The sequence below is a fragment of the Rhodococcus sp. CH91 genome, assembly GCF_022554085.1.
In the GTDB taxonomy this organism is placed as follows: domain Bacteria; phylum Actinomycetota; class Actinomycetes; order Mycobacteriales; family Mycobacteriaceae; genus Rhodococcus.
The window spans coordinates 293,524-318,269 of record NZ_JAKFYR010000001.1; the positions used below are offsets into that span (position 1 = coordinate 293,524).

The following is a 24,746-nucleotide window of genomic DNA, read 5'->3' on the forward strand; positions in this document are numbered from 1 at the left end:
GCGCCGAGCGCCGGGTCAGTGGTGCTTGTGTTCGATCTTTTCGTAGTCGACGAGTTCGCCCGCGTCGTGCGCGCGCTCTTCCGCTTCCTTCGCCTCGAGTTGTTTCGCCACGGCATCCTTGAGGGAGATCTTGGCGGGCTCGGCGGCGTCCTTCTCGGCCTCGCGGATGCGTTCGTCGTCCTTCTTCTTCTCGGCCTCGGCGGCCCGGCGTCGTTCCTGGGCCTCCTGCTCGGCCTTCGCGGTCTCGGCGGCCTTCTTCTGCTCGGCCTCCTTCTCCGCCTGCTGCGCACGTTCCTGAGCACGTTCCCGGGCCTGCCGGACTTCTTCTTCCCGCTGCCGGCGCGCGTCTTCCTGCTCGGCGGCGGCCCGTTCGCGGGTGCGCCGCAGCTCCGCGTCCGCTGCTCGCTTCTCGGCGGCGGCCTGCGCATCGAGCTTGTCCGCGCGGCGCACGGCATCGGCGCGTTCGGTGGCGAGGGCGCCGCGGGTCGCGATGTCGCGGTCGTCGAGAAGGCTACCGACGATGCCGTCCAGCATGCCCAGTCCCCGTTCGTACACGAGGCGCGGCGGGGCATCGGTGGGCAGGAAGCGCAACTGCTGCTCGATCAGCCCGAGGGGGAAACGGGCTATTCGATATTGCAGCCGCAGAACATTTCTCGGAAGTGCAATGAGGTTCATGTACGCATCTCCAGATTCGGTGGGGTGACCTCAGCGGTCCCGGTCGTTCAGGGTCCGGTCGAGAACTTCGGCTCTGCGCCGTTCCTGTTCGGCCTCGAGCCGTGCGCGCTCGGCGTCGCGAGCGGAATCGCGGTGTTCTTCCTGCGCAGCGGCCACATCGGCGGCAGCATCTGCGACCTCGGCGTTCTCTTCGCGTCGTGCGTCCTGCTCGGCGGCCGCCGCTTCACGGGCGGCACCGGCCTGTCCCCGCACCACGTCTTCCTGCCGTTCCAATTCGGCAGCATGCTTGCGGATCTCCGCTTCGCGCTCGGCCTGTGACGCCGTAGTTTCGGCTCGGCGCTGCGACTCCTCACGTTCCTGCTGCCCGGCCCGGCGCACGGCGTCGAGGTGTTCGGCCGCCTCTTCGCTCTCTGCCTCCGCCATGTGGCTGAGGGTGTCGGCCTTCCTCGCCTGCCGCGCCTGTTCCTGCTCGAGACGCCCTTCGGTGGTCAGCGAGTCGTTTCGGGTCAGGGCGCCGGCGACCTCCTTCGCCTTGCCGAGGACGGACTTCTTCAGTCCGCTGCGGGCCTTGTCGGATGCGTTCTCTTCGGCCACAGGATCAACTCCTTCCGGGCGGAACACGAAGGGGACTTCCCCCTGGCACGGGATAACCGCAGGCGGTGCACTTCAATCCTCGAGAGTCTCGAGTGGGCGAAGGTGTGCGCCGACGAAGTCGACGACGTCGTCGAGGACCTCGTCGCGGTCGGTTTCGTTGAAGATCTCGTGCCGGGCTCCGGGATAGAACTTCGACGACGAACTGCGGCCTGCGAACGACGACCAGCCCGTCGCGGTGCTGTCGAGTGGGACGAGGCGGTCGTCCTCCCCGTGCAGCCACAGCACGGGCACGCTGTCCACGCTGCCTGCTGCGGTGATCGTGTCGAGACAGATCTTCAGGGCCTGCACCGTGGCCCGTTCGAATGGTCCGTGCCAGACGAGCGGGTCGGCGACGTATGCGCGCCCCACTTCGGGATCGCGGGAGAGGGTCGACGGATCGATCGGCGTGTCGGGCATCTCGTCGGCCGCAAGTAACGAGTCGACGGTCGCCCAGTGGCCGAGTACCGGTCCGGACAGGACGACGGCGGCGAGTTCCGATCCGTATCGCTGTGCGTACCGGGCGGCGATCATCCCGCCCATCGAGTGGCCGATCAGCACGACGGGCAGGCCGGGATGTTCGCGTCGCGCGGTGAGGTCGAGCAGGTGGACATCGTCGACGACCTTCTCGAAGTCGTCGATCAGGACGCGTTCGCCGTCGCTGAGCCCGTGACCGGCGTGGTCCACCGCGTAGACGGCTGCCCCGTCCGCGACGAGACGCGTCGCGACGTACTCGTACCGCCCGGAGTGCTCACCGTAGCCGTGGCACACCAGGGCGACATATCGAGGGGAATCGGCCTCCCGTTTCCTGGCTGCGAGGGCACCGATGTGCCCGTCGAGGGTGAAGGCCACGGCGTCGATCATCGATTCTCCAGTCGTTCGAGGTGATGGCGTAGTCATCGTCCTCCGGCGACCGGTCCCGCGAGCGGAAATCGAGGGTGCATCGCAGGATACGGTCCACTAGCCTCGAATTGAAACGTGTTCCAGATTCGAGCGAGCGAAGGGATATCCATGGCACCGAGTCGCGAGGCCGTGCGCGCCACCGTCGAGAACTACGTGAAAGCGATCGCCACGGGCACGGTGGACGACGTTCTCGCCCTGTACGCCGAGGGCGCGACGGTCGAGGACCCCGTCGGCACGCCGGTACGCACCACCGAGGCCGAGATCCGCGAGTTCTACGGGATGGTCGAACCGCTCACGCAGACCGGCGGGGTGGTCACCCTGAAGATCGCACAGAACAATGCCGCCTTTCTGTTCCGTCTGGTCACCCACCTCGGCGACCAGGATCTGGTCATGGAGGTCATCGACGTGATGACCTTCGACGACGATGCGAAGATCACGAGCATGAGGGCGTTCTGGAGCGAGGAGGACATGCAGAGCACCCCGGCCGGCGAATGACCGCCTCCGACCCTCGGCGGGGCCGCCGCATCGACATCGACGGTTTCACGTGGAACATTCACGATCACGGTGCCGGTCCCGCCGTGATCCTGTGTCACGGATTCCCCGGCCTCGGCTACAGCTTCCGGCATCAGTTCACCCCGCTCGCGGACGCCGGGCACCGCGCCGTCGCTCCCGACATGCCCGGCTACGGGCGTACCGACCGCCCCGGTGCGATCGAGGAATACACGAACGTCGCGGTGGCCGACCGCCTCATCCGCCTGCTCGACGTGCTGGAGATCGACCGCGCGGTGTTCCTCGGACACGATTTCGGTGCGCCCGTCGCGTGGACGACAGCCCTGCGGCATCCGGATCGCGTGGCAGGGCTCGTCCTGCTCGCGGTGCCGTACGCCCCCGATCGCATGCCGGCACGGCCCAGTGAGATCTTCCGCGCACTCGCGGACGAGCATTTCCTCCACCTGCACTACTTCCAGGAGCCGGGGGTCGCGGAAGCGGAACTCGACACGCGGCCGCGAGAGTTCCTGCAGCGACTGTTCTTCGCTCTCTCGGGTGGATACCGATATCTCGATGTGTGGACTCATCCGTCCGAGGGACACGGTTATCTCGACGTCCTTCCCGAGGCTCCCGACCTGCCGTGGTCCTGGCTCACCGAGGACGAACTCGAGCACTATGCGGCCGAGTTCGCCCGGACCGGATTCGGCGGGGGCCTGTCCTGGTATCGCGCCTACGACGCGAATTGGGAGGCCTCGCGCTCCTACGAGGGGGCCCGGGTGCAGGTGCCCACATTGTTCGTGGCCGGCGACCGCGATCCCGTGATCGCGATGGCGGGAGCTGCGGCACTCGATCGCATGCGTGCGTCGGTCCCCGATCTACGGGGTGTCCACCTGCTCGAGGGGGCCGGACACTTCGTGCAGATGGAGCGGTGGGATCGGGTGAACGACCTGCTCGTACGTTTCGTCTCGGGGGTGGCCGGACGCTAGTCCTGCCGCTCGAGGTGGACTCGATCCCAATGTCCGAGGTCGGCTGCGGCGTCATAGCTGCTGCGTAGGAATCCCAGCAGCTCCGCGTCGGGGTCGGCGGCGGTACGCACCGCCTCGTACGGCAACACGAACTCACCGAGCTCGGCGGCGTAATACGCGGCGTCCGGACGGACGGGCCGATCCGCATAGCCGTCCGGCGCGGGATACGCGTAGGAGTAGAAGGAACCTTCGTCGCTGCCGCCCGGCCAGAACCCGCAGCTGCTCAGCTCGTGTGAATACGCCTCGGTCATCACCCGGTCGGGACAGTTGGGGATCCCACCCGGATGCGGTGGCGCGGCCCGCCCCGAGAACCGGGTGCAGGCCAGATCCATTGCTCCCCAGAAAAAATGGACCGGACTGACTTTGCCCAGGTATTCGGCCCGGAATTGCTGCATCACATGGTCGGCTCGGAGCAGCTGACGCCAGAAGAGGTGTGCAGCATCGGGATCGTACGTGCGGTGTTCCTCGTCCTGTGCGAACGGGACGGCGGGCTCCACCTCGTTGGGAGCCCCGTGGATCCGGGTGTGGATGCCCAGCTCGTCCAAGGCTTCGAAGGTGCGGGAGTGGAAGTCCGCCACGGATTGCGCAGTGAGCGGGACGGCACTCCTGCCGCCCTCGCTCGTGCGGATGCGCAGCGCATGGTCGCGGAAGTCGAATTCCAGGTCGAAGATGCTTCCGCGGTAGGGAATCGACGATGTGCCCAATCCACGTGGCGTCACGTACAGGGTCGTCTGCCACCAGTGATTGACCGGCGGTGAGTTGATCAACCGGATCTTCCCGACGATCTGCAGCCACATGTGCAGGCTGTCGCGCGTCGCGGCCCAGTCGGCCACGCGCAGGCTCGGCCACTCCTCACCGGGGATGTCCGAAGATTCGCTCACGATGCCTCCCGTGGTTCAGGAGTCGACGCTACCCGGCCGGACCGCGGCGCGGGCCCCCTCGCAACGATCCGTCGTCACGAGAACCGTCCGCCCGTCACCGGCTCGACGGAGTCGGACATTTCGCGCACCGACCGAACGGGAGCTGCTCGGCGACCGGTCCGTTCGGTTCGGCTCCCGGCGCCGGAAACCGCCGAACACCCCTTTCGCACACGAACATCGACCTAACATGACGGCGTGGCCAGCGACGCGGTTCGTGGATTCGGTCTGGCACTCGCGCTGACGGCACTGGGGGCGGGTGCCTGCTCGTCGTCCGATCCCGTCGAGACGTCCGTCCCGGTGCAACTCCAGGTGGCCACCGCGCAGGACGATCCCTGGACGCCACGTCTGGTACCGCCTCAGCTTCCGGTCACCGTCCCCCCACCCCGTCCCGATGCCGTCGCCGACGCGGGCGACCCGGTCGTCGCTGCGGCCGGGACTCCGGCCGTTCCGGGCGACCGCGCCGCGCTGTACGGGGGAAGCCTCGAGCGGCCGCTGTGCGACAAGGAAGCACTCGTACGTCATCTCGACGGGGACCGGGCCAAGTCCGAGGCGTGGCGCGACGTGCTGGACGTGCCCGATGTCCGCGGATACACCGAGGCGCTGTCGCCGGTCCTGCTGCGCGCGGACACCCGGGTCACGATGTACGAATACCGCGACGGGGCGGCCCGGCCGGTGCAGTCGCTGCTCGAGCGCGGAACGATCGTGCTCGTCGACGACCTCGGTGTACCCCGCGTCCGTTGCGTGCGGGGAACCCCGCTCTCCGCGCCCGTTCTCACAGCGAACGACCAGCTCGAAGGGCCGAAGTGGCCCGGCTTCGATGCCGAGCGGATGTTCGTCGTGCACCCTGCGGTCGTACCCGTGCGAGAACTGAAGGTCGTCGACATCACGACCGGCTCGATGGTTCCCGTCCCGGTCGGTGAGGCACTGCCGAAGACCGTCCCGGACGAGCAGGACACTGCCGACGCATCACCGCCGGAGAACGACGCGCCTTCGGCGCCCGAGGCTCCACGAGGAGATCCGGTACCGGAGGCCGCTGCCCCACCGCCGGCGATCTCTGCTCCGGAACCGCTGCCTGCACCCGCGCCGGTACCGGCCCCGCAGATCCTGCCGGCACCGCCTGCTCCCCGTCCCGCTCCGCCGCCTCTGCCCGCGCCGGCTCCGCAACCGCCTCCCGCACCCGCCCCGGCACCTGCACCGCCGCCCCCACCACCTCCACCACAGATCCGGATCCCGATTCCGGGCGTTCCCCCGGTGGTGATCCCGCTACCCTTCTGACCGGTGCGGACCGACCTGTCAGCGGGGACGCAGAACGATCTCGGTCGGATGGCTGTCACCCGGCGACTCGACCGCCTGCCGCACCGCGCGGGCCACCGAGCCGGGAGTCAGGAACTGCGAGGGGTCGTATTCGCGGCCCTCGGACTCGACGATCGCCCGCTGCATGTCGGTGTCGATCCGCCCCGGATGGATCGACGTCACACGCAGGGAGGGTTCCTCCTCCCGGAGCGCATCACCGAAGGCGCGCAAGGCGAACTTGCTCGCTGCGTAGGCGCCCCAGCCCGGACGGGCGCGCAGGCCCGCCCCCGAATTGACGAGCACCACGTGCCCGTTGGCGGCACGTAGCGCCGGAAGCAGGAAGCGGGTGAGGGCGACGACCGCGACGACGTTGGCCTCGAAGGTCTCCCTCCACTGCCGGGGCTCGCTGTCGGCGACGGTGCCCAATTCGGCGATACCGGCATTGTGGACGAGGACGTCGAGACGCTCGATGTTCGCGACGGCCGCCGCGACGGCCTCGTGATCGAGCAGATCCACCGGCCACGGCGTGGCGTCGGGTAACTCCTCGAGGATCGCGTCGAGAGATTCGCGACGGCGGCCGCCGAGGAGCAGATCGTGGGTGGGCGCGAATTCACGGGCGATCGCGGCACCCAGGCCACGACCACCACCGGTGACGAGAGCAGTAGGACGCATGGACACGAGCCTAGGAATCCACCGGCGCAGCGGCCACCCGGCCGTGTTCGAGATCGGCGAGGATCTCGGCCAGCCGGTCGTCCGGAGGCGTCGAGACCGCGGGGTCGCGGGGGAATCGGAGCTCGAGAAACGCTTTGGGCCGCGACAACACGAACTCGCGGGCCAGATTCCTGATCCGGGTGCGCACTCGCATCGCGTCGGGAGCGCGCACCCCCACGATGTCGATGCCCGCCCGTCCGCACAACGCCACCGCGCGCGGCAGGTGGAACGCCTGCGTCACGATCGCTGCCCGGCGCACCCCGTAGGTGGTCACCGCCCGCCGGGCGGTGTCGTAGGTGTCGAGACCGTAGGGATCGGCGACGATCCGCTCCCTGTTCACTCCTCGCGCGACGAGATAGGTGATCATCGCGTCGATCTCGTCACCGGAGGTGCCCCGGGCGTCCCCGGAGACGAGCACGGCCCGCGCCCGCCCCTGCTCCATCAGTGCGATCGCGACGTCGAGACGGCTGCGTAGTATCCGCATCGGCCGGCCCTCCTTCACCCGCGCACCCGGAACGATCACCACGGGTGCCGGGGGCGCATCGCCGAGCTCGTACATGCGGCCCTGCGCTTCCGCCGCCACACGCGAGGAGACGAGAGCGAGCGCGGAGGCCGAGCCGAGGACGAGCAGGGGAATCGCGCCGAGCACGCGCGAGAGTCGAACGGATTTACGCATGCGCCCCAGGCTACGGAGGCCCGGTGGCCACAATGGAGGGGTGGACCCGGTCGACGCACTGCGCGAAGTCGCCTTCTGGCTCGAACGCGAGCATGCCGACACCTATCGGGTGCAGGCCTATCGACGTGCGGCCGAGGTGCTCGCCGAGGTGAGCGACGCCCGGCGCGAGGTGTTGCGCAGAACGGACTCGTGGACCGACCTGCCCGGCATCGGTAAGAAGACCGCGTCCGTCGTCCGCGAGGCGTTCGACGGGGAACCCGCCTATCTCGTGCAGTTGCGTGAGGAGGCCGAACCGATCGGTCGCGGTGCGCGGGATCTGCTCGAGGCGCTGCGCGGCGATCTGCACACCCATTCGAACTGGTCCGACGGTGGCAGTCCCATCGACGAGATGCAGCGAGTCGCATCGACGATGATCGGACACGAATACTTCGCGCTCACCGACCACTCCCCTCGGCTGAAGGTCGCGAACGGACTGAGTGCGGAGCGGTTGCGTTCCCAGCTCGACATCGTCGCGACGCTCAACGAGGCTGCCCAGGGCACAAGGATTCTCACCGGGATCGAGGTCGACATCCTCGACGACGGTTCGCTCGATCAGGACGAGGGCCTGCTCTCCGAGGTCGATGTCGTGGTCGCGAGTGTGCACTCCGACCTGCGGGCCGATCGATCGGCGATGACGAGACGGATGGTCCGTGCGGTGGCGAACCCACACGTCGACATACTCGGGCACTGCACCGGACGGCTCGTCGCCGGTGGCCGTGGAAGCCGGCCCGAATCGACGTTCGATGCCGACTCGGTCTTCGCCGCGTGCCGCGATCACGACACCGCCGTCGAGATCAACTGCCGGCCGGAACGACGCGACCCGCCGTCACGTCTGATCGATCTCGCCCTCGCGACCGGGTGCCTGTTCTCCATCGACACCGACGCGCACGCACCCGGACAGCTCGACTGGCTCGGGTACGGTTGCGAACGCGCCGCCGAGCGGGGCGTCGAACCCGAGCAGGTGATCAACACCTGGGAGGTCGGCGACCTGCTGGCGTGGACCGACAGGTAGGGGGATGCACGTGGAACACGTCGACGTACTGATCGTCGGGGCCGGACTGTCCGGTATCGGCGCCGGTTATCGACTGCAGACGCAGTGCCCGGAACTCGACTACGTCATTCTCGAGAGTCGCGACGCGATCGGCGGCACGTGGGATCTGTTCCGCTATCCCGGAATTCGATCGGACAGCGACATGTACACCCTCGGTTATCCGTTCAGGCCCTGGCGGGGGGAGAAGTCCATCGCCGACGGCGCCGACATCCTGCAGTACATCCGCGACACCGCCTCCGAATTCGGTATCGATCGACGGATCCGATTCGGTCACAGGGTGATCGACGCGTCCTGGTCGTCGGAGCGGGCATCCTGGACCGTGCGGGTGTCGACCGCCGGCGGTGTCGAGGAGCTCGGTTGCACCTTCCTCTATCTGTGCGGCGGGTACTACAGTTACGAATCCGGTTACCTCCCCGACATTCCCGGTCTGCAGGACTTCGCGGGCAGGGTGGTGCATCCGCAGTTCTGGCCCGACGACCTCGATTACGAGGGCAGGAAGATCGTGGTGATCGGCAGCGGTGCCACCGCGGTGACCCTCGTGCCCGCACTCGCGGAGAAGGCCGAGCACGTGACGATGCTGCAGCGCTCCCCCGGTTATGTGATGTCGTTGCCGGAGCACGATGCGATCGCCGCACGGATACGCGGTGTCCTTCCCGACGATCTCGCCCATCGTGTCGTGCGGACGAAGAACGTGGTGACCAATCTCGGCTTCTTCCAGTTCTGCCGACGATTCCCGTCCCTCGCGCGGCGGGTGCTGAGGACGCTCACCGCGCGGAGGCTGCGAGGTGCCGTGCCGGTGGACCCGCATTTCACCCCGCGCTACGACCCGTGGGACCAGAGGCTGTGTGTGGTGCCCGACTCCGATTTATTCCGGACCCTGCGCAGCGGGTCGGCCGAGATCGTCACCGACCGGATCGACACCGTCACCGAGAAGGGGGTGCGGCTCGGATCCGGTCGAGAACTCGAGGCCGAGATACTCATTCCGGCAACCGGTCTGAGGCTGGTGCCTGCGGGTGGTGTCGAGTTCGTCGTCGACGGTGAGAAGGTCGACCTCTCGGAGAGATTCATCTACCGGGGCACGATGCTCGAGGGCGTGCCCAATGCCGCGATGTGCGTGGGCTACACCAATGCCTCGTGGACGCTGCGCGCAGACCTCGCGTCCCTGTACGTGTGCCGTGTGCTCCGGCACATGCGACGCCGGGGGTATCGATCGGCGGTTCCGTCCTATTCGGGAGACGGGCGCACGCGACCGCTGCTGGGTCTCGACTCCGGTTACATCCACCGGGCGGAAGGCTCACTGCCCAAGCAGGGTTCGCGCAGTCCCTGGCTGATGCGGCAGAACTATCTGCTCGACCTCCCCACGATGCGGTTCGGGCGTATCGACGAGTCGATGGTGTTCACCCCTTAGCTGCGCCGGCGGTGCGCCGCGAGATGGACGTCGGGGAAGCGATGGTCGGCGTCGGGACGGCTGATCATCCGCCACACCTCGTCGAAACCGGATTCCGCCAGCATCGAGGACAGATGGTCGGGATGCCGGCGCCAGGCGGGTGCGACGGCATGGTCGAATTCGGCTTCGCCCGGAGTGTCGGTGGTCTGGCAGGCGATCAGGACCGTCCCGCCCGGCGGGATCCTCTCGGACCAGACGTCGAGCACCGTCCGGAGCTCGGACGGGGGCACGTGGATCAAGCTGAACCTCGCGATGATCGCGATCGGGGTTGCGGTGCGGAGCTCGTCCGAGCGCAGCCGCGCATCGTCCCGGACGAACCGCAGTGAGGGATGTCCGGCGCGGGCGATGCGCAGCATCTCGACGCTGGGATCGACACCGACGACCTCGAGACCGGCCCCGGTGAGGTCCGCCGTCACGCCCCCGGTGCCGCACCCCACGTCCAGAACGATCCCGCGCAACGCACTGCGCCGGACCGTCTCGGCGAACGTGGCGACGGCGTGACGCTCGAGTGGTGTGAGGTACGGATCGGGGAACATCTCGGCGTACAGATCGGCGAGAGCGTCGTATCCGGGCTGGGTCACCACGCGATGCTACGACGGAGAGCGATGAATTCCGCCTCGTTCGCAGGTCGTATCGGAAACGACCCACGCACCACGGTAGGGGAAACCATGATCATCGTTGCAGGGCATCTCACCGTCGACGTCGGACGGCGCGAGTCCTACCTGACGAACTGCGAAGCCGTCGTCGAGGCGGCCCGCAGAACGCCGGGCTGCCTCGACTTCGCCGTCACCGCGGATCTGCTCGAACCGGACCGGATCTACGTCTACGAACGGTGGGAGTCGCAGGCGCAGCTCGACGACTTCCGCGGCAGCGGCCCCGACGACGATCAGGCCCGGTGGATTCGTTCGACGGCGGTGTCCGACTATCGCCTCCCGGACGCGTAGCGACTCAGCGTTCCTCGAGCCGCTCGTCCGGATAGCGTGCGAACCGGCCCGCGTCCCGATCGTGCACCGGCCCGTCGCTGTTCCACGGCCATCCACCGAAACCGGTGCGGCGGTAGTCCTCGAATGCTGTGCGGACACCCGCCTCGTCGTTGAGCACGAACGGACCGTAGGAGACGACCGGTTCGCCGATCGGGCGTCCCTGCAGCATCAGTATCTGCGTTCCCGTGTCGCCACCGGTGATGTCGACCGGCACCGACGCGTCGACGACGACACCGTGCCCGGACTCGATCGTGCGGTCGCCGATCCGTACCGGAGAACCGTTGTACACGTAGAGCACCCGCTGCGTGTTCTCACCACGAGCGGCCGGAAGCTCCCAGCGGGCGCCCGGCGTGAGATCGACATTCCAGATCGCCACATCGGTGTCGGGCCGGGACGCCCACGAATTCGGTGGGGGCGGAGGAGGATTCGAGCCGTCCAGCTCGCCTGCGAGGATTCGGACGGAGACCGTCCTCCCCTCCCCGTCCACGGCGGTCACGATGGGGGTGTCCTCGTTCCACAGCATGGAGAAGTGAGGTTCGACGGTCTTCGATCCGGCCGGCAGATTCAGCCAGATCTGGAACAACTCGAGTGGATTGCCGGAATCCTTGTTCAGCAGAGGGAACATCTCGCTGTGGACGATCCCGTTGCCGGCGGTGAGCCACTGGGTGTCGCCGTCGCCGAAACGTGCCGCGGCCCCCACCGAATCGGAATGATCGACGAATCCGGACCGCACGAAGGTCACCGTCTCGAAACCGCGATGCGGGTGGCCGGGAAAGCCCGGGACGGTGGTGCCGTGGTACATGCTCCAACCCGACGGATTGCCGAAGTCCTGCCCCAACGGCCGGCCGTCGAGCGATGCGGCGGGTCCGAGGTCGTCGTTGCCCGCCGGGTACGCATCGCGGTGGTGCGCGACGAACAGGAACGGATCGATCGTCTGCCAGGGCGAACCGAGCCGGAACACCTGGAGTACCGGAGTGGAGGCTGCAGAGGTCATGACCGGTGCAACTACGTGCCGGTGCTCTTTGTTCCGGGCGGTGTCGTGGCTTCGCTGTCGTCGAGCACGCGCGCTCCGGCGGCGAACTTCAGCACCTGCTCGCCCTGCCATATCTGTGCGGGTACGGCGCCGCCGAGCAGGTCGCGGGCCAGTGCGGGCGAATCACCGAGAGGCAGGTCGCTGCCGGCGATGACGACGTTGCCGTAGCGGCGGCCCTTGAGCATCGCGGGATCGGCGATGATCGCGGTGTGCTCGAAGACCTCGCCGATCGTCGCGGCCTCGCGCTTGGCGACGGTCAGATCGCGGAAGTCACCGCAGTTGACCACGTAGACACCACCGGGGGCGAGCACACGTCGTGCGTGCCGCGTGAACTGGACGGTCGTGAGCGCGACGGGAGTGCGGCTGTAGGCGAAGACATCCCGCACGATCACATCCCGCGTACCGTCGGAGAGCGACGTGAGGACCTGCCGGGCCTCCCCGACCCGGATACGGAGCAGCGGCGCTCGCGGAAGGTCGAACCAGTGGCGCACGAGTTCGGCGAGTCGGCCGTCGATCTCGACGACCACCTGCCGCGCCTCGGGGTAGACCGCTGCGAAGTAGCGGGCCATCGTGCACGCACCCCCACCGAGATGCAGCACCCGCAGCCGCGAGTCGACGTCGAACCTGCTCTCGACGAGCATCGCGATCCACCGCATGTACTCGAACTCGAGCAGTCCCGGATCGCTCAGATCGATGTGCGAACTGGGCACTCCGTTGATCTCGAGCACCCACCCGTCGGCGAGATAGCCGTCCTTGACCAGCTCGCACGTACCCGTGTCGATGTCGTACAGCCCTTCGGCGGGACCGCCCGATGCGCCCGGCCTGTCCTTGCGCGGCGACGACGCGGCGCGGCCACCTCGTTGCCTGCTCATGCGGACGAGCCTAGTACCGTCCCGTCACAGCCGAAGATCCTGCGTGCGGATCATGGAGGTCGCGATCACACTGATCACCGAGGTGGCCACGAGATAACCGCAGGCGAGCCATGGACCGCCGGCCACGGCGATGAGTGCGGTGAGGATCATCGGTGTGACACCCGACGCGTAGATGCCCGAGAACTGATAGACGACGGACAGGCCCGTGTACCGGATCTCCGCCGGGTACAGGCTCGCGTACAGCGTTCCCTGTGCCCCGTAGAAGAGAGCGTGGACGACACCGAACACGAGGACCATCGCGACGGTGAACCAGAGCAGGTCGTTCGTACCGAACAATGCGAAGGCCGGGAACACCGCGACCCCGTAGGCCGCGATGCCGACCGTGTAGACCTGTTTCGCACCGAAGCGATCCACCAGCAGACCCGAGAGAGGGAGCAATGCGGCCATGACCAGCGCCGCGAAGGTGACGACGAGGAGCACCGGCACCTTCTCGAAGTCCAGGTCCCGGGTGGCGTAGGTGATGGCGAACACGCCCCACGTGTTGAACGCAGCGCCCTCACCCCACCGGGACAGCAGCCCCAGTGCCGTGCTGCGGCGCACCCCCGGACGGAACACGTCCACGAGCGGAGCCGATGACTTCTTCGCGAGTTCCTGCACCTCGCGGAAGGCGGGAGTCTCGTCGACCTTCAAGCGCACGACGAAGCCGACGGCGACGAGGACGAGGCTCAACAGGAATGCGATCCGCCAGCCGTACGACAGGAACTGTTCCTCGTCGAAGACCACCTGCAGTATCGCGAAGACCGCGGTGCCCAGCGCGAGACCCAGTGCGAGCCCGACCTGGGGAATGCTGCCGAACAGGCCGCGCTTCTTCTCCGGGCTGTGCTCGACCGCGAGCAGGACGGCTCCGGCCCATTCGCCACCGAGGGCGAAGCCCTGCAGAATGCGCAGGAGGAGAAGCAGGATCGGTGCGATCACACCCACCTGCGCGTGAGTGGGCAGCACCCCCATCAGTGCCGTGGCGATGCCCATGACGAACATCGTGAGAGCGAGGGTCTTCTTACGGCCGATGCGGTCGCCGATGTGGCCGAAGACCACACCGCCGATCGGGCGGACGACGAAACCGACGGCGAAGGTCGCGAATGCGAGCATCGTCCCGACGAACGAACTCTGGTCAGGGAAGAACAACTGGTTGAAGACGAGGCTCGCGGCCGTGGCATAGAGGAAGAAGTCGTACCACTCCACCGTGGTTCCGAGCAGGCTGGCTGCGACTACAGTGCGTAATCTCTTGCGGCGCTCGAGATCGGATTCGGGCGCGGAACTGGGCTGCGACAGCGTGGTCATGATTCGATTCCCGGTGGTGGACGGCTCGTAACCCGCCGACGCTAACCACCTCGGTCGCGCCGGCACACGGGTTCGGATCATGCTGATCGCAACCGTTGCCCGGTCCCCGCGAGGCCTGATGTTGTGGACTCCACGCTCTGCCTGTCGTCGACGCGAGGACTTCGTCTTGTCTCTGCATATGCACTGGTTCCTGCCCACCTACGGCGACTCGCGAAACCTGATGGCCGGCGGTCACGGCAGTTCGATGGCGGGCGATCGTCCGGCCACCCTGCGGTATCTGAACCAGATCGCCGCGGCGGCGGAATCGAGCGGATTCGAATCGGTCCTCACCCCCACCGGCGCGTGGTGTGAGGACGCATGGCTGACCACCGCGATGCTCATCGACACCACGGAGTCGCTCAAGTTCCTCGTGGCCCTGCGTCCCGGTCTGATCAGCCCCACCCTGGCCGCGCAGATGGCTGCGACCTTCCAGTGGCAGTCGCAGGGACGTCTGCTCCTCAACGTCGTCACCGGCGGGGAAGACCACGAACAGCGCACCTTCGGCGACTTCCTCGACAAGAACCAGCGGTACGCGCGCTGCGGCGAATATCTCGACGTGCTGAAGCGTCTGTGGGCCGGCAACGGTCCCGTCGATTTCGAGGGCGAGTACATCCGGGTCGAGAACGCACAGCTCCAGCGCATCCCCGATCCGCTGCCGCCGCTGTTCTTCGGCGGCTCCTCCCCTGCGGCCGGCACCGTCGCCTCGCAGTTCTGCGACACCTATCTCACCTGGGGCGAACCACCTGCCGCGGTCGCCGACAAGATCGCGTGGATCCGTGGCCTCGCCGACATCCAGGGACGCACCCTCGACTACGGCATCCGCCTGCACGTCATCAGCCGCGACAGTTCGGAGGAGGCGTGGGCCGAGGCCGATCGCCTGCTCTCCGCGCTCGATCCTGCGACGATCGAGAAGGCCCAGCAGAGTCTGGCCCGATCCGGTTCGGAGGGGCAGCGGCGGATGGTCGAGCTGCACGGCGGTGGCACTGCCTATCAGGGCAGCAAGGACGCCCGCAGCCTGGAGGTCTCCCCCAATCTGTGGGCGGGTGTCGGTCTCGTCCGTGGCGGTGCGGGTACCGCACTCGTCGGCTCCCACGAGGAGGTCGCCGATCGTATCGCCGAGTACGCCGCGATCGGACTCGACCATTTCGTGCTCTCGGGCTACCCGCACCTCGAGGAGGCGTACCGCTTCGGCGAGGGGGTGCGTCCCGTTCTCGAACGCCGAGGACTCGTCGCCCCGGCTGCCCCCAGCGCGGGCGAGCTCTCGGGTTCGACCGCTTTCCTACCCTCTGCACACTGACCGCACCGCGGTCGCGCACACTGACCGCACCGCGGTCGCGCACACTGACCGCACCGCGGTCGCGCACACCGACCGCACCGCACCGCACCGAATGTGTCGTCGCTGTTACAGCTGCGGTCCTTCCCGTGCGGATTCGGCAGCAGGGTCGAGAATGGGACGATGCCGGACCGAGGATTCACGCCCACACAGCTCGCCGCGCGCGCGGCGTACCTGTTGCGGGGCAACGACCTGGGCACCATGACGAGTGCCGCTCCCAAGCTCTATCCGCACATGTGGAGCTGGGATGCGGCCTTCGTCGCTGTGGGGCTCGCTCCGCTGAGCGTCGAACGTGCAGTCGTCGAACTCGACACCCTGCTGTCGGCGCAGTGGAAGAACGGGATGATCCCGCACATCGTCTTCGCCAACGGGGTCGACGGATACTTCCCCGGACCGGCGCGCTGGGCGGTGTCCGAACTGGCTGCGCATGCACCCGCCCGGGTACGGACCTCGGGTATCACCCAGCCGCCGGTGCACGCCATCGCGGTGCAGCGGATTCTCGAGCATTCACGACGGCACGGCCGGTCGACGCGTGCCGTCGCCGAGGAGTTCCTGGATCGCAGATGGGCGGATCTGGTGCGGTGGCACCGGTGGCTCGCCCACGCCCGTGACCTCGACGGTAACGGCCGGATCGCGCTGTACCACGGGTGGGAATCGGGGATGGACAATTCTCCGCGCTGGGACGCGGCGTACGCCAATGTCGTCGCCGGTCCCGTACCGGCCTTCCACCGGGAGGATCTCGAGCACGTCGCCGATCCCGACCAGCGGCCCACCGACCGCGAGTACGCGCGTTATCTGTGGCTGCTCGAAGAGATGAAGAGCGCCCGCTACGACGACGGTGTGCTGGCGAAGGCCATGAGCTTCGCGGTCGAGGACGTCTTCGTCAGTGCGGTCTTCTCACTGTCGTGCGATGTGCTCGCGACCATCGGAGAAGAGCATTCACGCCCCAACTCCGATGTGCGCGAGCTCTACTCGTGGGCCGAACGGTTCCGGCGAGGGGTCGTCGACACGACCGATCCCCGTACGGGTGCTGCGAAGGATTTCGATCTGCGCAGTGGAAAATGGGTTGCCACCGACACTCTCGCCATGTTCGCGCCGTTGCTGTGCGGTGGCCTGGACCGGCAGGCCGAACGGGCACTGCTGCGCACCTTCGAAGGCCCGAAGTTCTGCGGGCATCCGGATCTGCGCTATGCAGTGCCGCCGTCGACCTCGCCGGTGTCCGGTGACTTCCGGTCTCGGGAGTACTGGCGTGGGCCGGTGTGGCCGGTGATGACCTGGTTGTTCTCGTGGGCGTTCGCCCGCCGTGGGTGGGCCGAGCGGGCGAACGTCCTGCGTGCGGAAGGACTCCGGCAGGCCAGCGACGGCAGCTTCGCCGAGTACTACGAACCGTTCACCGGCGACCCGCTCGGCAGCATGCAGCAATCGTGGACTGCCGCATCGGTGTTGGACTGGCTCGGATAGGAGGCGCCGCCGCCTGCGAGGGTCAGATCCCGATCCGCCCGCCGCCCGACTTCCACACCGCGACCACGGCGGGACGGGGCTGGGAAGCACCTCCGTCGGGCCAGTGCGAGGCAGGCGACGCCCAGGAGGACTCGTCCGTCTCGCCGGGGTGCTGTACGCACACGACGACCCGATCGTCCTGGACGATCGGACCGCAGGTCTCCGCCCCGACCGGCACGCTGAGGAACTGCTTCGTCTCCCCGCGCCGAGGTCCGTCGAGGACGACGCTGAACAGACCGTCGTTGGAACCGAGCGCATTGCCGTCGGTGGAGATCCACAGGTTGCCGTGTGTGTCGAACGCGAGGTTGTCGGGGCACGAGATCGGGCTGACCTGCGACTTGTCGAATCCACCGAAGTAGGTGTCGGCCTCGTCCGGGTCTCCGCACACGAGCAGCAGTGTCCATGTGAACGACCTACCGGCGTGGTCGTCGTCGATCTCGAGGATCTGTCCGTTCTTGTTGTTCACGCGCGGATTCGCTTCGTCGGCCGGCGCGGCACCGTCGACGCCGCGCTTGGTGTTGTTGGTGAGGGCGACGTAGACCTTGCCGGTGACAGGATTGGGTTCGAAGTCTTCGGGCCGGTCCATCTTGGTCGCGCCGACCCTGTCGCCTGCGAGGCGCGTGAACACCGCGACTTCCTCCGCGCTCATGCCGTCGACCAGCGACTCGGCACTGCCGTCCTCGTTCGCGCGAAGCAACGGGATCCACTCCCCCGTGCCGGAGAACTTCCCGCCCTCGGGGAGCTTTCCGGATCCGTCGATCGCGTCCGGATGATCGCCGGTGAGCTTCGCCACGTAGAGCGTCCCGGCGTCGAGAAGGGTCATGTTGTGCCGCACGGCAGCCCGGGAGTTCCCGTTCTGCATCTTCCTCGACGACACGAATTTGTACATGTAGTCGAAACGCTCGTCGTCGCCGCTGTAGGCCACGACGGTGCCGTCCGCAGTGACGTGGATGGTGGCCGCTTCGTGCTTGAAGCGCCCGAGTGCCGTGTGCTTGACCGGCACCGACGTCGCGTCCCAGGGGTCGATCTCGACGATCCACCCGAATCGGTTGACCTCGTTGGGTTCCGCTGCGATGTCGAAGCGCGGGTCGAAGCGTTCCCACTTGCGTTCGGTTTCCGTGCCCTCGACTCCGTACCGGGCCAGACGTTCCGCGAGGACAGGGTCGGTCACGGTGTCGGCGTTGGCGAAATACTGGTCGAAGTTCTCCTCGCCCGAGAGCACGGTGCCCCAGGGTGTGACGCCGCCGGCGCAGTTGTTCAACGTGCCCGCGACCCGTGTGCCCGTCGGGTCGGCGGTGGTCTTCAGTAGATCGCTACCGGCGGCCGGGCCGGTGACGAGGAACTCCGTGGTGCCGGTGATCCGCCGGTTGTACGGTCCGAATTCCGGTGTGAGGCGCCCGGTCCCGGGCTCACCCCTCACCTGGACGACGGACAGGCCGTGGCCGGCGATGCCGATACGTACCTGTTCCTCGGTGGGATCGTCCGCGTCGTAGCCGGCGAACATGAACGGCTCGGTGGTGTACTCGTGGCTGACGACGAGCAGATGGGTGTCGGGCGATCCGTCCACCGGGAGCAGGCCGGCGAAATCGTTGTTGAATCCGAACTGCTTCTCCTGCGCCGCCGCGGTCTGGTTGCCGATGTCGAAGGCGGGTGCATCGGGTAGTACCGGATCGCCCCACCGGATCACGACTTCCTGCTCGTAGCCGTCCGGCACGGTCACCGCGTCGTCGGTGTTCGGCGCGACCGGCGAGAAGTTCGTGCCGTCGGGCACCGGCCCGAGGTCACCGGCTCCGGCCGCGGCACCGTCGCTCACCGGGGCGGCGGCCGAATCGTTCGCACAGGCCGTCAGGACGCCCCCTGCACCCACGGCGAGCACCGCCATGGCGCCTCCACGCAGAACTCCGCGGCGCGAGAGGGCGGTACGCACGATGTCACCGAAGTACTCGCCGGGCGAGGTGTTGGGGACGGCGTGCGAACAGGCATCACCGCACTTGTACTTGCAGGTGATGTCGGAACGGGACGATATACCGTCGTGCGTGACGAACAACGGCAGAGTTCTACGGGACACGGTCACTCCTCGGAATCGGATCGATACCGGCACCGTAGGAGTGGCAGGCGAGCCGATCGGAACGAGAAGGTGAACACGCGGTGAGGATTCGGAGACCGTAGGACGCAGGTTCGTGAACGGGAGTACGTCAGCCCGGGGTGATGCGGTCGAGGTCCACGACGGGACGCACGCCGGGACGTTCGTCGGGGGACTCGTCCGACGAGCGATCCTCCTCGTCGATCTCTCCCGGTCTCGCGTCGACGAAGGGCACCACCCGGTCGATGATCGCCCTGTTGTACGACTCCGCGGCCTGGATCGGATTCGCGTGTCCGGTGCGGTCGAGTTTCGACACCAGGAGCGTGCCGTCGGCCCCGCCGGACCTCTCGACGAGGATCCGGCGACTGTACTCGACGTCGACGACGTTGTCGGCAAGCGGATTCCGAGGCCGGAGGAACACCATGGCCGGACGGATCTTGTCGTCGCGTTCCTCGGAGAGGGCGTTCAGGTTGTCGGCCGCACCGGATGCGACGATCGCCCGGAACTGCGATTCGATCAGGCCGTTGCTCGCGGCATTCGTGGAGAAGATCTTGTCGTGCAGTACTTCGCTTCCGGCCTTCCGCAACTCGTCGGAGTCGATTCGGCGGTACCACCTGTCGGACGGCACGACGAACCGATCCTTCCGGGCGGCGACCTCGACGAGCACCCGCAGGGTGCGACTCTCCCGCGCGCCGGGTAGCCAGCCGATCCAGCGCAGCAGCTCCTCACCGGTGTCGCGTGCGTCGGCACGTACGGCGTGCAGGTCGAGCGGAGTGCAGTCCAGGATCACTCCCGTCACCTCGAGCGAGGTGTCCTGATAGAGATGCTGGGCGACCTCGAGGGCGACGATTCCGCCCATGCTGTGTCCGGTGAGCACGATGTTCTCGATTCCGGACCAGGCTGCCTGTTCCTGGATCAGGCGGCTGACGACGGCGGTGTCGAGACCGCTGTTGTCGTATTCCACAGCCCATACCTGCCCGAGTTCGCGCAGTGCGGGCAGTGCGGCGGCGGTGTCGGTGGCGTCGAGATTGCCGAGTCCTACGAGGTCGACGACGGCCGTGTCGCGGTCCGCCCTCGATGCCGCGTCGTAGATCGGATGGATCTGCGGCTGGGTGAGAGCGAGTCGCTCGCGGACCGGCGCGACGTCCCAGGCCCAGTACTGAGTGAACAGGGTGAGGAGTGGGAGCGCGGCGAGCGCCGTGCGCGCGAGGGCGCGTCGGAGCCGCCCGAACCGGACCCATCCGTGGCCGGTCCGGGTGTCGCGGAGACGTTGCCGCCGGCGACTGTCGTCCCAGTCGCCGGCGGTGCAGAGCGGAAGCCATGGTGCGTTCGACATGCACCACCGATGGTACTGACGACGACGATCAGCTGAGGCCCGTCAACGGCGTCGCCGAGTTCTCGTCCCGCCATGCGATCGCTTCCCGCAACTCCCCGAGGTCGTAGTCGGGGCCACCGGCGCCCACGGTGAACTGCGTGATGCCCAGTTCGACGTAGGACGGTGCCGCCTCGACCCCCGGCCACGAGGTGGACCGTTCGATGTCCTCGGGTCGACGATCGACCTCGGCGCATCGTTGCGCGAGAATCTCGGACTTCTCGGCATGGGTGTCCATCTCACCGAAGCTGTGCCAGATATCGGCGTATTTTGCCACCAGCGGCAGCGTCTTCTTCGGGCCACCACCGCCGATGAGGATCGGAATGTGCCGGGTGGGCAGAGGATTCAGTTTTCCGAGACGACCGGTGATCCGGGGCATGTACTCCGCGAGCAGGTCCAGCCGGGAGCCCTTGGTACCGAATTCGTAGCCGTACTCGTCGTAATCCCGTTCGAACCAGCCCGAGCCGATCCCCAGGATGAGACGGCCACCGCTGATGTGATCGACGGTGCGTGCCATGTCGGCGAGGAGATCGGGATTCCGGTATCCGCCGCCGGTGACGAGGGCTCCGATCTCCACGCGTTCGGTCTGCTCGGCCCAGGCTCCGAGCATCGTCCAGCATTCGAAGTGGGCGCCGTCGGGGTCGCCGTAGAGCGGGTAGAAGTGGTCCCAGTTGAACACGATGTCGACGCCTGCGTCCTCGGCGCGAAGCACGGTGTCGCGGATGACGCCGTAGTCGGGTTGCTGCTGGGGTTGCAGTTGGAGTCCGATGCGAATGGGGCGTGTCATGGATTCCACGTTATGGGGTCACGCCCGCCGGGCGCCGCCGAACAACGAACCTCGGATCAGCAGGCCGATCGCGTGGTGTGTCGCGACATACTGATCCGGAGTGGCGGTGGCCGCGTGGTCGTACAGGCCTCGAAGCATGGCGAAGATCGCGTCGGTGGTCCCGCTCGGGTCCGCATCGGTGTGGAGCATGCCCTCGCTGCGGGCCTGCTCGACGATCCCGGCGACCACCTGCCGCAACGATACGAAGATCATGTCGCTGTCCTCGTCCAGTCGGAGGGAGGCCGCACCCTCGCTCCGGAGCGCACGGTCGAAGGCGACTGCGTACGGGTTCTCCTGCACCAGCGCGGCGCCCTCGTCGAGTACCGCCATCAGTTTGTCCAGAACGCCGTCGACTCCGTCGGCCGCGGCGGCGAGCCGGGGCAGCGCCACATCGGCGATCTCCGCGAATGCCGCCCGGACGAGCTCTCCCTTGTTGGGGAAGTAGTGGTAGAGAGTGCCGCTGGTGATATCGGCGGTGCGCGCGATCTCTCGGATCGTGGCTCCCGAGTACCCCACCTCCGCGACGCAGCGCATGGTGGCGGCGAGGATGCGGCGCCGCGTTTCGTCGCTCCGGGCCCCGACGGGCCTGCCCAGATGCGCTGAGGTCGACGGCACGACACCTCCGAGGGGCTGGTAGTTGCTGTCGAGCATGGCATGTCTCGGCCGCAGGTGCCGGGTGCGGTCTCCGGCGCACGGCAGAAACGGCGCTCTCCATAGGAGGAATCGGGATTCGAGATAGCCGGCAGGGCCCATTGACACGCCTCGGTGTGAGCTGCATCATATGGAATCAATCACGTGATTGATTTTGTTCCGGATCGACCGCGGCGCGTGCCGAACGGATCCCGATCGGTGTCTTCGCGACGGTGTCCCGCCGACTCACGCCCACACTCTGCCTGCTGCTTCACATCTGACTCACTTCTGACTCACAGCACTGCGTCGTCCACGTGAACGGAGTACGAGCATCATGACGTCCACACAACCCCGCACCGAGCGGGATCCTTCCGGGTTGCCCGGAAGCTGGGTCGAGACCGCCGAAGGGCTCGCCGACATCGAACCGGGCCGCTACAACATGAAGATCCCGACCGACCGTTACGTGTCGCCGGAGATCCACGAACGCGAACGCGAGGCCGTCTGGGAGAAGGTGTGGCAGGTCGTCGGGCGGGTGGCGGATCTCCCGGCAGCCGGTGACTGGAAGGTCTTCACGCTCTTCGACCAGTCGTACATCATCGTTCGCGGAAAAGACGACCGCATACGCGGTTTCGTCAACGCGTGCAGGCACCGAGGCAATCCTCTGTGTACCGGGAGCGGAAATTCCAAGCGCTTCCTGTGCCAGTACCACCTCTGGTCCTACGACCTGGACGGAACTCTTCGGGGCATCCTGCACGAGAAGGCCCTCGATCCCATCGACAAATCCGAGAACTCCCTGCTCCAGGTCTCGGTCGACACTTGCGCCGGCTTCGTCTTCCTCAACCCCGACCCGGATGCCGAACCCCTCGACGACTACCTCGGGGCCGAGGTACTCGAGATGCTCGCGCCGTATCGGCTCGACGAGATGGTCACCGTGATGGACGTGCGGGAAGCCCTCGACTGCAACTGGAAGGTGGTGGTGGACGCCTTCTCGGAGGGTTACCACATCTCCGGAATCCACCCGGAGTTGTTGCGGGCGATCACTATCGAATCCGAAGCCAGCCGATACCGGCTCCTGGATCGCCATTCGGTCGCCTGTTCGCCGTTCGAGGTCGCGAACGCTGCGAAGTACGGTCCACAGGAACAGGTCGACGGAATCCACGAACTTCCCGAGACCTTCCCGTCCCTCATGCGTGTACTCCCCAGATTCGACGAACTCGTCGACGAATACCGGGTCGAAGGGCAGGCGCTCACGTTCCCCGAGGGGGTCACCGCGCGGACGATCCTGCAGAAGGCCACGCGCGAGGTCCTGACGGAAGCGGGCCTGGACGTCAGTGGACTCACGGACGCTCAGATGAGCGACAACCACGGCTGGGTCCTGTTTCCCAACTTCTTCATGACCGTTCGTGCCGGTGAAGCGACCGTCATCCTCGCGCAGCCCGACCCCGGAGGCGATCCCAACCGGTGTGTCTGGCAGATCATCAGCCTGATGTGGCTGCCGGACGAGATGAAGGACGCTCTCCGTGCCGAACCCATCGAGGTGAAGGCACCCGGCGAGTTCAAGTACTTCCTGGCACTGCAACAGGATTACGAACAGATGCCCAGGCAGCAACGAGGCCTGCGCAACAAGCGTCTCGATCACATGATGCTCGTGTCCGAGGAAGTAGTCGTGGCCCACTTCCATTCGGTTCTCGACAGATACCTCGCCGCATCCTCCCGTTCGTGATCTGCCTGTTCACGACGCCTGACCAGCTCAAGGAGACATACGAATGGAACTGCGCGACATCGCCGATGTCATCGACGATCACACAGGCCGTGCACGCACGGTACTCGAGTACGGTTTGATCACGAAGTCGCTGGTCGATCGTGCCAAGGAGCCCGGCTTCACGACCGAGAGCTGGGCGCCGCTCGCCGAACTCGTCGCCATCGACGAATTCGTTCGGGTCGGCAATTTCAAAGAGGTCATGAACTGGACCGAGTACGTCGACTTCCTGACCGGCTGGGCCTCCGCCTCCCAGTGGGAAGGTGTCTTCAAACGCGTCACCGAAACCCCCGACCTGGTCTTCCTCGAACTGGAGGAACGCAGCAGTGTCGGTGATTTCAGCAACGTCGTGAACTCCGTGTCGGTCTACGAGTTCGACGAGGCGGACAAGATCCGCCGCATCGACGTCTACCTGCAGATGGCGTTGCCCGACAACGCGATGCTCGGCAGTTACGAGGACGTACGCATTTCGGAATGACTTCTCGGCCGGCCCCCTTCGTCGGGGGCCGGATCTCCCCCACACACGACCCCTTCAGGAGAACATCGGTGAACATCGACGAGCGCATCGCACACCACACTCGGATGGCGAAGGCGTACGGCAACGCCTATCTGCGTCAAGGCGTACAGGAAGGTGAGGAGTACGTCGACGAAAGTGGCCAGGATGCCTGGAAATTCGCGGACGACGCGATCTACACCTCCCCCTACTTCACGGGTGAGGAGGTCATCCTGATGAAGGAGGCCCTCGCCGACACCGGTCGCGCGGCCACGATGGAAGCCAAGGCGTATTCCCTCACCTTCCCCGACTGGAAGCCGGCCGATTTCAAGTACTGGCCGGCCGCGAACGGACTGGTGATGAAGACGCGGTGGCAGGGCACCGCCACCGACGGAACCGTCATGGGCTTCTATTCCTACAGCTTCATCGAAACGAACGACCTCGGTGAGATCACCCGCTGGGAAACGCACGTCAACGACGAGTACGGACCGTTCCTCGACGTCGCGATCGGCAGGAGCGGACCGTTCCACGGCAATGCCGAGTACCTCGATGCCCTGACCGCATGTCTCGAGCGGGCCGGCGTCACCGTCTGACATCCCCGAGCCGAAACCCGACTTCTCGTG

At 66.8% G+C, this 24,746-nt stretch carries 25 protein-coding genes; 11 read left to right on the forward strand and 14 right to left on the reverse strand.

Annotated features, from left to right (window positions below):
• Positions 1 to 15 precede the first annotated feature (15 nt).
• The 3 genes from MOM01_RS01330 to MOM01_RS01340 form a co-directional block, all read right to left on the reverse strand.
• Positions 16 to 675, reverse strand: a complete 660-nt coding sequence (locus tag MOM01_RS01330) for an IF2 family translation initiation factor (RefSeq protein ID WP_241383582.1) — start codon at positions 673 to 675, stop codon at positions 16 to 18.
• Positions 676 to 705: 30 nt separating this feature from the next.
• Positions 706 to 1,269 (reverse strand): CsbD family protein, encoded by a 564-nt coding sequence (locus MOM01_RS01335; protein ID WP_241383583.1) that lies wholly within the window; start codon positions 1,267 to 1,269, stop codon positions 706 to 708.
• Between the two features lie 72 nt (positions 1,270 to 1,341).
• On the reverse strand, positions 1,342 to 2,169 hold the full coding sequence (locus tag MOM01_RS01340) for an alpha/beta hydrolase (RefSeq protein WP_241383584.1): 828 nt from the start codon (positions 2,167 to 2,169) through the stop codon (positions 1,342 to 1,344).
• Positions 2,170 to 2,316: 147 nt separating this feature from the next.
• Between MOM01_RS01340 and MOM01_RS01345 the strand changes: the two genes are divergently transcribed.
• Positions 2,317 to 2,703, forward strand: a complete 387-nt coding sequence (locus tag MOM01_RS01345; RefSeq protein WP_241383585.1) for a nuclear transport factor 2 family protein — start codon at positions 2,317 to 2,319, stop codon at positions 2,701 to 2,703.
• Positions 2,700 to 3,683: an alpha/beta fold hydrolase gene (locus MOM01_RS01350; RefSeq protein ID WP_241383586.1), complete on the forward strand. Its 984-nt coding sequence runs from the start codon at positions 2,700 to 2,702 to the stop codon at positions 3,681 to 3,683. Before MOM01_RS01345 ends, MOM01_RS01350 begins: the two co-directional genes overlap by 4 nt.
• Here MOM01_RS01350 and MOM01_RS01355 read toward each other — a convergent pair.
• Complete coding sequence (locus MOM01_RS01355) at positions 3,680 to 4,606, reverse strand: DUF5996 family protein (protein WP_308196959.1); 927 nt, start codon at positions 4,604 to 4,606, stop codon at positions 3,680 to 3,682. The two genes, MOM01_RS01350 and MOM01_RS01355, sit on opposite strands and share 4 nt — an antisense overlap.
• 231 nt (positions 4,607 to 4,837) lie before the next feature.
• Between MOM01_RS01355 and MOM01_RS01360 the strand changes: the two genes are divergently transcribed.
• On the forward strand, positions 4,838 to 5,917 hold the full coding sequence (locus MOM01_RS01360; RefSeq protein ID WP_241383587.1) for a DUF6777 domain-containing protein: 1,080 nt from the start codon (positions 4,838 to 4,840) through the stop codon (positions 5,915 to 5,917).
• Positions 5,918 to 5,935: 18 nt separating this feature from the next.
• Here the strand turns inward: MOM01_RS01360 and MOM01_RS01365 are convergent, their stop codons facing one another.
• Together MOM01_RS01365 and MOM01_RS01370 are read right to left on the reverse strand one after the other, a co-directional pair.
• The gene (locus MOM01_RS01365; RefSeq protein WP_241383588.1) at positions 5,936 to 6,607 is read right to left on the reverse strand and encodes an SDR family oxidoreductase; all 672 of its coding nucleotides are present in this window, start codon (positions 6,605 to 6,607) and stop codon (positions 5,936 to 5,938) included.
• A gap of 10 nt (positions 6,608 to 6,617) precedes the next feature.
• Positions 6,618 to 7,322, reverse strand: coding sequence for a SanA/YdcF family protein (locus MOM01_RS01370; RefSeq protein WP_241383589.1), 705 nt, complete (start codon positions 7,320 to 7,322; stop codon positions 6,618 to 6,620).
• 40 nt (positions 7,323 to 7,362) lie between these two features.
• On the opposite strand from MOM01_RS01370, the gene MOM01_RS01375 reads away from it, so the two are divergent.
• On the forward strand, positions 7,363 to 8,373 hold the full coding sequence (locus MOM01_RS01375) for a PHP domain-containing protein (RefSeq protein ID WP_241383590.1): 1,011 nt from the start codon (positions 7,363 to 7,365) through the stop codon (positions 8,371 to 8,373).
• Positions 8,374 to 8,377: 4 nt separating this feature from the next.
• Positions 8,378 to 9,820, forward strand: coding sequence for a flavin-containing monooxygenase (locus MOM01_RS01380; protein WP_241383591.1), 1,443 nt, complete (start codon positions 8,378 to 8,380; stop codon positions 9,818 to 9,820).
• Here MOM01_RS01380 and MOM01_RS01385 read toward each other — a convergent pair.
• The gene (locus MOM01_RS01385) at positions 9,817 to 10,440 is read right to left on the reverse strand and encodes a class I SAM-dependent DNA methyltransferase (protein ID WP_241383592.1); all 624 of its coding nucleotides are present in this window, start codon (positions 10,438 to 10,440) and stop codon (positions 9,817 to 9,819) included. The genes MOM01_RS01380 and MOM01_RS01385 overlap by 4 nt on opposite strands.
• Before the next feature lie 87 nt (positions 10,441 to 10,527).
• Here MOM01_RS01385 and MOM01_RS01390 point away from each other — a divergent pair, with 87 nt between their 5' ends.
• Entirely contained in the window at positions 10,528 to 10,803 is a 276-nt protein-coding gene (locus MOM01_RS01390) for a putative quinol monooxygenase (protein ID WP_241383593.1), read from the forward strand.
• A gap of 4 nt (positions 10,804 to 10,807) precedes the next feature.
• Here the strand turns inward: MOM01_RS01390 and MOM01_RS01395 are convergent, their stop codons facing one another.
• From MOM01_RS01395 to MOM01_RS01405, 3 genes are read right to left on the reverse strand one after another with little or no spacing between them, the layout of a single operon-like run.
• Complete coding sequence (locus tag MOM01_RS01395; protein WP_241383594.1) at positions 10,808 to 11,836, reverse strand: pirin family protein; 1,029 nt, start codon at positions 11,834 to 11,836, stop codon at positions 10,808 to 10,810.
• A gap of 11 nt (positions 11,837 to 11,847) precedes the next feature.
• Entirely contained in the window at positions 11,848 to 12,747 is a 900-nt protein-coding gene (locus MOM01_RS01400; protein WP_241383595.1) for a spermidine synthase, read from the reverse strand.
• A 24-nt stretch (positions 12,748 to 12,771) separates the two neighbouring features.
• On the reverse strand, positions 12,772 to 14,088 hold the full coding sequence (locus tag MOM01_RS01405) for an MFS transporter (protein ID WP_241383596.1): 1,317 nt from the start codon (positions 14,086 to 14,088) through the stop codon (positions 12,772 to 12,774).
• A 166-nt stretch (positions 14,089 to 14,254) separates the two neighbouring features.
• On the opposite strand from MOM01_RS01405, the gene MOM01_RS01410 reads away from it, so the two are divergent.
• The gene (locus tag MOM01_RS01410) at positions 14,255 to 15,424 is read left to right on the forward strand and encodes an LLM class flavin-dependent oxidoreductase (protein WP_241383597.1); all 1,170 of its coding nucleotides are present in this window, start codon (positions 14,255 to 14,257) and stop codon (positions 15,422 to 15,424) included.
• Positions 15,425 to 15,583: 159 nt separating this feature from the next.
• Positions 15,584 to 16,921 (forward strand): glucosylglycerate hydrolase, encoded by a 1,338-nt coding sequence (gene ggh, locus MOM01_RS01415; protein WP_241383598.1) that lies wholly within the window; start codon positions 15,584 to 15,586, stop codon positions 16,919 to 16,921.
• A 22-nt stretch (positions 16,922 to 16,943) separates the two neighbouring features.
• Here the strand turns inward: ggh and MOM01_RS01420 are convergent, their stop codons facing one another.
• From MOM01_RS01420 to MOM01_RS01435, 4 genes are all read right to left on the reverse strand, one after another.
• Positions 16,944 to 19,028 (reverse strand): PhoX family protein, encoded by a 2,085-nt coding sequence (locus MOM01_RS01420; RefSeq protein WP_241383599.1) that lies wholly within the window; start codon positions 19,026 to 19,028, stop codon positions 16,944 to 16,946.
• A 127-nt stretch (positions 19,029 to 19,155) separates the two neighbouring features.
• Entirely contained in the window at positions 19,156 to 20,379 is a 1,224-nt protein-coding gene (locus MOM01_RS01425; RefSeq protein WP_241383600.1) for an alpha/beta fold hydrolase, read from the reverse strand.
• A gap of 28 nt (positions 20,380 to 20,407) precedes the next feature.
• Positions 20,408 to 21,202, reverse strand: a complete 795-nt coding sequence (locus MOM01_RS01430; RefSeq protein ID WP_241383601.1) for an LLM class F420-dependent oxidoreductase — start codon at positions 21,200 to 21,202, stop codon at positions 20,408 to 20,410.
• A gap of 18 nt (positions 21,203 to 21,220) precedes the next feature.
• Positions 21,221 to 21,856 carry a TetR/AcrR family transcriptional regulator gene (locus tag MOM01_RS01435; RefSeq protein WP_241383602.1) on the reverse strand — a complete coding sequence of 212 codons (636 nt, stop codon included), beginning with the start codon at positions 21,854 to 21,856 and terminating at the stop codon, positions 21,221 to 21,223.
• A gap of 349 nt (positions 21,857 to 22,205) precedes the next feature.
• Here MOM01_RS01435 and MOM01_RS01440 point away from each other — a divergent pair, with 349 nt between their 5' ends.
• The 3 genes from MOM01_RS01440 (at position 22,206) to MOM01_RS01450 (ending at position 24,716) form a co-directional block, all read left to right on the forward strand.
• On the forward strand, positions 22,206 to 23,594 hold the full coding sequence (locus MOM01_RS01440; RefSeq protein ID WP_241383603.1) for an aromatic ring-hydroxylating oxygenase subunit alpha: 1,389 nt from the start codon (positions 22,206 to 22,208) through the stop codon (positions 23,592 to 23,594).
• 43 nt (positions 23,595 to 23,637) lie between these two features.
• On the forward strand, positions 23,638 to 24,108 hold the full coding sequence (locus tag MOM01_RS01445) for a hypothetical protein (RefSeq protein ID WP_241383604.1): 471 nt from the start codon (positions 23,638 to 23,640) through the stop codon (positions 24,106 to 24,108).
• 68 nt (positions 24,109 to 24,176) lie between these two features.
• Positions 24,177 to 24,716: a hypothetical protein gene (locus MOM01_RS01450; protein ID WP_241383605.1), complete on the forward strand. Its 540-nt coding sequence runs from the start codon at positions 24,177 to 24,179 to the stop codon at positions 24,714 to 24,716.
• Positions 24,717 to 24,746: the final 30 nt, after the last annotated feature.